General features: G+C 68.6%; 9 protein-coding genes. 6 read left to right on the top strand and 3 right to left on the bottom strand.

Features of this window, described 5'->3' with window-relative positions; all coding sequences use genetic code 11:
* A partial coding sequence (locus ABSF49_RS07155) for a PAS domain-containing protein (protein ID WP_424111950.1) occupies positions 1–107 on the bottom strand: 107 nt, incomplete at its 3' end.
* A gap of 319 nt (positions 108–426) precedes the next feature.
* Between ABSF49_RS07155 and ABSF49_RS07150 the strand changes: the two genes are divergently transcribed.
* From ABSF49_RS07150 to ABSF49_RS07125, 6 genes are all read left to right on the top strand, one after another.
* Complete coding sequence (locus ABSF49_RS07150; RefSeq protein WP_424111949.1) at positions 427–717, top strand: hypothetical protein; 291 nt, start codon at positions 427–429, stop codon at positions 715–717.
* Positions 654–1,340 carry a MarR family winged helix-turn-helix transcriptional regulator gene (locus tag ABSF49_RS07145; RefSeq protein ID WP_424111948.1) on the top strand — a complete coding sequence of 229 codons (687 nt, stop codon included), beginning with the start codon at positions 654–656 and terminating at the stop codon, positions 1,338–1,340. The genes ABSF49_RS07150 and ABSF49_RS07145 overlap by 64 nt, the downstream gene beginning before the upstream one ends.
* Before the next feature lie 59 nt (positions 1,341–1,399).
* Positions 1,400–1,801, top strand: a complete 402-nt coding sequence (locus ABSF49_RS07140; protein ID WP_424111947.1) for a DUF1398 domain-containing protein — start codon at positions 1,400–1,402, stop codon at positions 1,799–1,801.
* Positions 1,798–2,232, top strand: a complete 435-nt coding sequence (locus ABSF49_RS07135) for a hypothetical protein (RefSeq protein WP_424111946.1) — start codon at positions 1,798–1,800, stop codon at positions 2,230–2,232. The genes ABSF49_RS07140 and ABSF49_RS07135 overlap by 4 nt, the downstream gene beginning before the upstream one ends.
* Positions 2,233–2,286: 54 nt before the next feature.
* Positions 2,287–2,643 carry a VOC family protein gene (locus ABSF49_RS07130; RefSeq protein WP_424111945.1) on the top strand — a complete coding sequence of 119 codons (357 nt, stop codon included), beginning with the start codon at positions 2,287–2,289 and terminating at the stop codon, positions 2,641–2,643.
* A 179-nt stretch (positions 2,644–2,822) separates the two neighbouring features.
* The gene (locus ABSF49_RS07125; RefSeq protein WP_424111944.1) at positions 2,823–3,599 is read left to right on the top strand and encodes a rhomboid family intramembrane serine protease; all 777 of its coding nucleotides are present in this window, start codon (positions 2,823–2,825) and stop codon (positions 3,597–3,599) included.
* Here the strand turns inward: ABSF49_RS07125 and mdoH are convergent.
* Together mdoH and ABSF49_RS07115 are read right to left on the bottom strand one after the other, a co-directional pair.
* Entirely contained in the window at positions 3,587–5,776 is a 2,190-nt protein-coding gene (gene mdoH, locus ABSF49_RS07120) for a glucans biosynthesis glucosyltransferase MdoH (protein ID WP_424111943.1), read from the bottom strand. The genes ABSF49_RS07125 and mdoH overlap by 13 nt on opposite strands.
* Positions 5,764–7,293, bottom strand: a complete 1,530-nt coding sequence (locus tag ABSF49_RS07115; RefSeq protein WP_424111942.1) for an OpgD/OpgG family glucan biosynthesis protein — start codon at positions 7,291–7,293, stop codon at positions 5,764–5,766. Before ABSF49_RS07115 ends, mdoH begins: the two co-directional genes overlap by 13 nt.
* Positions 7,294–7,551: the final 258 nt, after the last annotated feature.

Below are 7,551 nucleotides of genomic sequence, written 5' to 3'. Positions count from 1 at the left end.
ACGCCGCGGATCGCGCCCGGATCGACGTCGTCGCGCTCAGGCGCGCTGCGCGCGCCGCGCAGCGCGTTCCAATAGGCGAACAGTTCCCGGCTCGCGGCGAGCTTCATGGCGGTCTCCCGCCGTCCGGCGTTCCAAAACGGGACAGAACCGACGGCGCGCCAACAAGGCTGCAGGGCGCGTGCCATGGTTCGCTTCGAGTCGGGCCGCCCGCGTTAAGAATAAACTAGGGACGAAGTTGCTCCGCGCCGGCTCAGCGCGCATAGTCGCCAGCGTTGACGAACACGCGAACGCGCAGCGCAAGCTCCAGCGCAGCGCTTCGCAGGCGAGCCGAAGTCGTCGCCGCAGCGGACGCTCCTCCGCCGGCGGCGACACGAGGCGGATCGGCGAACGAAAAGGGAGAGCCCGCGGTGGGCTCTCCCTTTCTTTTTGCGCGCGTCCGCGAAAGGCTCGGCGACGCTCGGGCCGCCACGGCGCTCGGCGCGACGCGCTGTTCGCCGCCGCGCGCGTATCGCCGCGGCGATCGGCCGCCGCCTCGGCCTGCCGGTCGTCGGCAAATCGCCTGAGCAGGCGGCCGAGCATTTCGGCGGCTGGTTCGCGCATTTCGTCGCGATCGGCCTCCTCGCCTCGAGCGCGCGCACCCGCGCCGAACTCGGATGGACGCCGACCCAGCCCGGGCCGCTCGCCGACCTCGACCGGCCATATTGCTTCAGGACCTGAGCGACCCGACGAACTCGCCGGCGACCGCCGGCGCAACTGAGCCCAAATCGCCCCGGAGGAGCCCATTTCCCGGGGCTTTTCGTCGTCGCGGCGCATTGGCGAAAAAGTTGTTGACATGGAAACAAACTCGATATAGTTTCCTTGGCAACAAAGGAGCTGACATGTCCGCGAAGCCGAAACCGATCGCCGCCCTCGACTCCCACGTCGGCTTTTGGCTGCGCTTCGTGTCGAACCAGGTCTCACACGCCTTCTCGCTGAAGACCCAGGCGCGCGGCGTGACCGTCGCGGAGTGGGTGGTGATGCGCGAACTCTACGACGGCGCGCTGCGCCCGACCGACCTCGCCGAGCGCATGGGCATGACGCGCGGCGCGATTTCGAAGCTCGCCGACCGACTGCTCGACAAGAAGTTGATCGCCCGCGCGGCGGTCGCAGGCGATCAGCGCGCGCAGATTTTGTCGCTGACCGCGGCGGGACGGGCGCTGACGCCGGAACTCGCCGCGTTGGCGGACATGAACGACGAAGATTTTTTTGGCCATCTGAGTCCCTCGGAACGCGAGGCGATCAAAGCGGCCATGAAAGAGATCGTGCGCCGACGGGAATTGAAGGCCGTTCCACTGGACTAGACGGCCTCCGCCGGCGGCGGACGAGCAACGCGAAACCTAGCTTTTAAGAGGAGAGACACATGGACGCTCATGTGAAGGAAGTCGTGCGCGCGGTGACCACGGCATCGAACGAGAACAGCCTGCCGTTCCCGGCGGTCGTGAAGGCGCTGGCGGAAGTTGGGGTCGAGCGCTATCACGCCGACTTGGTCGTCGGGGCGAAGACCTATTTCATGCCCAACGGCGACTGCGAGACCGTTGCGAGTCACACGTCGAAGACGACTGCCGACGCCTTCAACGGCGACGCCGTCGAAGCGGCGCTGCGCGCAATCCAGCGCGGCGCGATCAGCTACACGACGTTCTGCGATCGCATCGCCGAGGCCGGCTGCGTCGGCTACTTCGTCAGCCTGAAGGGCAAGCGCGCGCTCTACTACGGCCGAACCAACGACGTCTTCGTCGAGTGGTTCCCGGGCGCCAGGCCGTGAGCGCCTGGGCGCTGGTCGTCGGCGGCGTCGCGCCGGCGGTCCTGCTCGGCCTGAGCACCGTGCTGATGCGGCTCAGCATCGGCGCGGGCGCTTCGACCTCGCTTTACCTGACGGCCGTCGGCGTGACGATCGCTGTCGTCGGCGGCGCGGCGACCGCGGTCACGGGCGCGAGCGGCGGCGGCGCCCGCGCGATCGGCTTCGCGATCGCCATGGGCCTGAGCTGGACGGGCGCCATCGCCTGCATGAGCTACGGCTTCGGCGCGCTCAAGCTGCCGGTGTCGATCGTCGCGCCGCTCACCAACAGCAACGCGCTCGTCGCGGTTGCGCTCGGCGTGGCGCTGCTGGGCGAATGGCGGAACGTCGACCTTCGCTACGCGCTCGCCGGGGCTGGATTGATCGGCGCCGGCGCAACCCTGGTTTCGCTCGCCTAGCCGAGAGGCGGATCGCGAGCGCCCTACCCTTGCAACAAGAAGGAGAATGAAGAGATGATCGACCATATCGGACTGCGCACGCCCAACTTCGCCGCGTTGACGCAGTTTTACCAAGCGGCCCTGAAACCCCTGGGCTGGCGCCTGCTCGCCGAATTCGACGGCGGCGCCGGCTTCGGCGACGAAGACGGCCCCACGCTGTGGCTCGGCGCGAATGAGACCGCCTCCTCCGTGCATCTGGCGCTGGCCGCCAGATCGCGTGCGGCCGTCGACCAGTTCCATGCCGCCGCGCTGGCGGCCGGCGGACGCGACAACGGCCAACCTGGAGCGCGCGACTACGCGCCGAATTACTACGCCGCCTTCGTGATCGACCCCGACGGCAACAATCTCGAGGCCGTCTGTCATCAACCGTGACGCGGTCGGCGTTCCATCGATTGGGCGGAGCCAGGGGCGGGAAATCCGAACCACCAGTCGGCCACGGTCGCCGGACCGGCGCGCTTCTGCTACTCACAACGACGGGCGGTCCCGGCTCGCAACGCCGGGCCGCGCAAAGCCGACGATCGTTTTGAACCCCCAACCCGAGCGCGCCGCCGATGTCCGATTTTCCGCCTGCCGACGGCCTCGAGGCGCCGCGGCGCGAGCCGATCTTCGCCATTCCGCCGGTCGTCGTCGCGTTGATCGTCGCACTGATCGGCGCCTACGCCGTCTTCGATTTCCTCGCGCCGGCGACGCAGGACGCAGTGTGGCGCGTCTTCGCGTTTGTTCCTAAGCGTCTGACGCTGGCGCTGTGGCTCCCACGCCCGATCGACACTTTGACTCGCCTCGACATCGCTCAGCCATGGACGCTCATCACTTACGCGTTCCTGCACGGTTCGTGGACGCATGTGCTGCTCAACTCAGTGTGGCTTGTCGCTTTCGGACCGCCGGTCGCGCAGCGGTTTGGCGCGTTGCGCTTTCTCGCTTTCTTCGCCTTGACGGCGATCGCCGGCGCGCTGACCCATTGGGCGTTCTATCAGATGGATTTCGCGCCGCTGATCGGCGCCTCGGCCGCCGATTCAGGGATGATGGCCGCCGCGACGCGCTTCATCTTCGAGCCTGGCGGGCCGCTCGGCTCGCCGCAAGGCTATTCGCTGTCGGCGGGCGAAGCCGACCCGCTGCGGCCGGCGCCGCCTCTGGCGCGGCTGTTGCGGCAGCGGCGCCCGCTCGGCTTCATCGCGATCTGGATGGCGACGAATATCGTCTTCGGCGCCGGCGCGCAGGCGCTTGGCGCTTCCGAATCGCCGATCGCCTGGATCGCCCATATCGGCGGTTTCGTCGTCGGTCTGGTCGCGTTTCCGCTCTTCGACCGCGCGCCGACTCAGGGTCGTTGATCGAGGACGCGACCCACCGCCTCGCCTTCCGCCTCGTCGAGCGGCTCGCGCTTCTCCGGCAGGCGCGCGAGCAGCGCGATCAACGCGCGGTCGCCGAGCACCGCCAGCCGTTCCTTCCGCTTCAGCCAGACGCAGGCGTCTTCGAGCGACTGGGCGTCGTTGAGCTTGGCGGTCGCCACCGCCTCGTCGACGTCGATTTCGCCGCGGCGGCGGCGGCCCGCCTCGGGCAGGAAGGATTCGTGCGCCTTGCGCAGCGCCGGATCGGCGATGATCGCCTTGAGCGCGTCTTCGTCTTCGGCCCCGGTCGTGGCGAGCTGGGCCGACAGCGCGTTGGCGCGAGCGAGGATGGCCGGGACGCCGCTCTCCTCGGGCGTGGTCAGCAGTCCGAGGCGGCGCAGGCCGACGCCGATCGACATCTGGCCGCTCGCCCACGACAGCGGGATCGACAGCACGAGGCCGGCGATGGTCGGCGACATCCACACCACCAGCGAAGGCGACAGCACGCCCGCCGCCAGCAGCGTGACCACGCCGAGCGCCGTGTGCGAGCGGTGGCGGCGCACGATGGCGGCAAACGGGATCGAGCCGTCGTCGCGCCGCTGCGGGTTCCAGCCGGTGTCGCGGCCGGAGAGGATTTGCAGCACCGCGCCCGACTGGATCACCATCATGATCGAAGCGAGCGCGGCGGAGACGAGAATCTCGATGACCGTCGACAGGAACAGGCGAATGACGCCGCCGCAGCCGCGCCGAGTCTCAGGATCGACGCCGGCGGCGATCATGCCGAAGACCTTGGGCGCAAGCAGCACCGCGATCGTCAGTTCGAACAACTGCAACGCGCGCTCGTAGTCGAAGCGCGGCCAGGTCGGGAACAGCGAGAATTCGGCGGTGAAATATTCCGGCCGGATGAATCGCGACTGCAGCACCAGCACGATGCCGATCAGCAATTGCGCCATCCACAGGGGCGAAGCGAGATAGCCCATGATGCCGTTGATCAGATGCAGCCGCGACGGAAACGCAAGACCGCTGGCCAGCAGCACGCGCGCGTGCTGCAGGTTGCCCTGGCACCAGCGCCGGTCGCGCGCCGCCAGATCGATCAGCGACGGCGGACTTTCCTCGTAGGAGCCGCCGAGCCTCGGCAGCATGTAGACCGCCCAGCCGGCGCGCCGGATCAGCGCCGCCTCGACGAAGTCGTGGCTGAGAATGAGGCCGCCGAACGGCGGCTTGCCGGGCAGATCGGGCATGCCGCAATGATCGGCGAAGGCGCGTGTGCGGATGATCGCGTTGTGGCCCCAATAATTGCCGTCGCGCCCCATCCACGCCGCGAGACCGGAGGCGATGACCGGCCCGGCGATGCGGGCGGCGAACTGCTGCAGGCGGGCGAAGAAGGTGTTGCGATTGACGATCAGCGGCAGGCTCTGGACGATGCCGGCGTCAGGGTCGGCCTCCATCGTCGCGGCGAGGCGGACGATCGTCGCGCCCGACATCAGACTGTCGGCGTCGAGCACCAGCATCTGCGGATAGGCCGCGCCCCAGCGCATGACGAAATCAGCGATGTTGCCGGCCTTGCGAGCGGTGTTCTTGCGGCGGCGGCGGTAGTAGACGCGCTCGTCCGGCAGCCGCTCGCGGATCGCCAGCAGCGCGCGTTCCTCGGCGATCCAGAGGTTGGGACTGGTGGTGTCGGAGAGGAAGAAATAATCGAAGTTGTCGCCGAGCCCGGTCGCGCGGACGTCCTCGCACATCGCTTGCACCGCGGCGAAGACGCGTTCCGGCGCCTCGTTGTAGATCGGCATCACCACCGCGGTCTTGCCCTCCAGCCGTTGCGGCAACGACCCGAGCGGCGGCGCGCGCAACAGCCAGACGAAGCCGTAGACGCTCGAGGCGAAGGCGAGCGCGATCCAGGCGAAGTTGACGACGAACAGCACGACCAGCGCCCATTCGAGCGTGGTGATCTCGCCGACCGCGACGACGCCGTACATTTCTCGCGCGCCGTAGACGGTCAGCGCCGCTGCGCCGCCGAAGATGACGAGCCTCGCCAGCGCCAGCGCGCCGATGGGACGCGGCATGACCGCGCTGCGCCGCTCGCGGCGATCGAACTTGCGCAGCGACTGCACCGGCATCGCCAACGGCGCCTCGCGCGGCGTCGCCGGCTGGGCGTGCGTCGGGGCCGTCAGGCTGTCCATCGATAGAGCCATGTCTCACTGACGGGCTGGTCGCCGACTTTGAGCTGAATGCGCAGCTCGGACAAGGATTCCGAGCCGGGGTCGAGGTCGAAGACGACGCGGATCGCGCGCCGCTCCTTGTAGGCGAACAGGCGCGACGAGACGATCTGCCCCGGCGCGGCCGAGACCTGCGCCGTCACCTGCGCCGCCTTCTGCGGATCGGCGAACAGGTCGGCGACGAATTCGACGGCGAAGCGGCGGCGCTTGCCGACCTTGCCGCCGCGCGAGTTGACGACGGTGGCGAGCGGCGGCCGCGCCGGCGGCGACCAGCACCAGAACTGGCGATAGGCGAACGAGACCGACGCGCCTTCGGCGAGGCCGGCCTTGGGCCGCCACTGGGCGATGACGTTGTCGTTGAACTCGGAATCGGACGGGATCTCGATCAGGATCACCTCGCCCTCGCCCCAGTCGCCGATCGGCTCGATCCACAACGACGGCCTCAGCTCCCAGCGCGCGTCGTCGTCGTAGAACGCGTCGAAGACGCGCGCCCGCTGCAACAGGCCGAAGCCGCGCGGGTTGACGTCGGCGAAAGCGGAGATCTGCAGCGTCTCGCGGCTGGCGATCGGCCGCCACAACCATTCGTTGGCGCCGGTGAGGATCTGCAGCCCGCCGATGTCGTAGGCGGCGGCGCGCGCGTCGTCGGGATGGCGATGGTCGAGCGGCCCAAAGACGTAGGTCGACGTCATCGGGCTCAAGCCGAGGCGATCGACCGCGACGCGCGCGATCAGGGTCAGCTCGGTGTCGATGATCGTCGCCTCGCCCGGCCGCAGCGTGAAGTGGAACGCGCCGGTCAGGCTCGCCGAATCGAGCAGCGCATGGATCGTCAACGCGTCGGCCGCGGGGCTCGGCTTTTCGATCCACAGGGCGCGGAACAGCGGGAACTCCTCGCCCTGCGCTTCGCCGGTGCGGATCGACAGGCCGCGCGCGTTGAGGCCGTAGGTCTGGCCGCGCGCGAGGCTGCGGAAAAAGGTCGCGCCCTGGAAGATGGCGAGCTCGCGCCAGCCCTGGTCGTCGCCGGCGCGCAGCACCCTGACGCCGGAGAAGCCCATGTCGGGGAGATCGACCGGCGGCTGCAGCTTGCCGAAGTCGAAGGCGCTGCGGTCGTAGACCAGGCGGCGCGCCTGGCCGTTCTCGACGACGTTGACCAGCACCGGCGACGTGAAGACGAAGCCGCGCTGCAAAGGCTCGAGCGCAAAGCCGATCTTCTCGTCGTTCCAGACAGCGGTGTTGGAGTTGTGGTGGATGGCCAGATATTGCTCGGCGGTGAGATTGGCGAATGCATCGGGCAGCGCCGCGCTCGGCGGCTTGAACGGCGACTTGGCGAGTTCGCGCGCCATGTCGAGCACGCTATCGGCGGAAAAGGGCGTCGGCTGCGCCATCGGCGCGGCTGCGGCGACCCGCTGCAACGCGATTCCGGCGGCGGCGAAAGCCCCGCCGAGGGTCAACTTGAGGAATTCCCGACGCGGGGTTTCTGCCATGACGCACTTCGTTCGCGCTGCGGGCCCCCCTTGCGGACGATGGTCTCGCCGCCGCGCGGACGCCCGCCACACGGTTCCATAAATTATCCAGTCGCTTAGCGGCATTTGCACGCCCAAGAGGCATGAAACGAGCATCGCGCGGCGCTATTTCTATATCCTATTCGGGCGAGTCGGCGACGGGGATTTTCGACTGTTCGTCCAAAGCCTGATAAGCGCACGGCGACGCCGGGGCGCTTCGCCCGCCGCGGCTTCCGCGCC

This window comes from Roseiarcus sp. (assembly GCF_049514155.1).
Lineage (GTDB): Bacteria > Pseudomonadota > Alphaproteobacteria > Rhizobiales > Beijerinckiaceae > Roseiarcus.
Note: the sequence above shows the minus strand (reverse complement) of the source record. Positions and strands in the feature narration are given on the sequence as shown.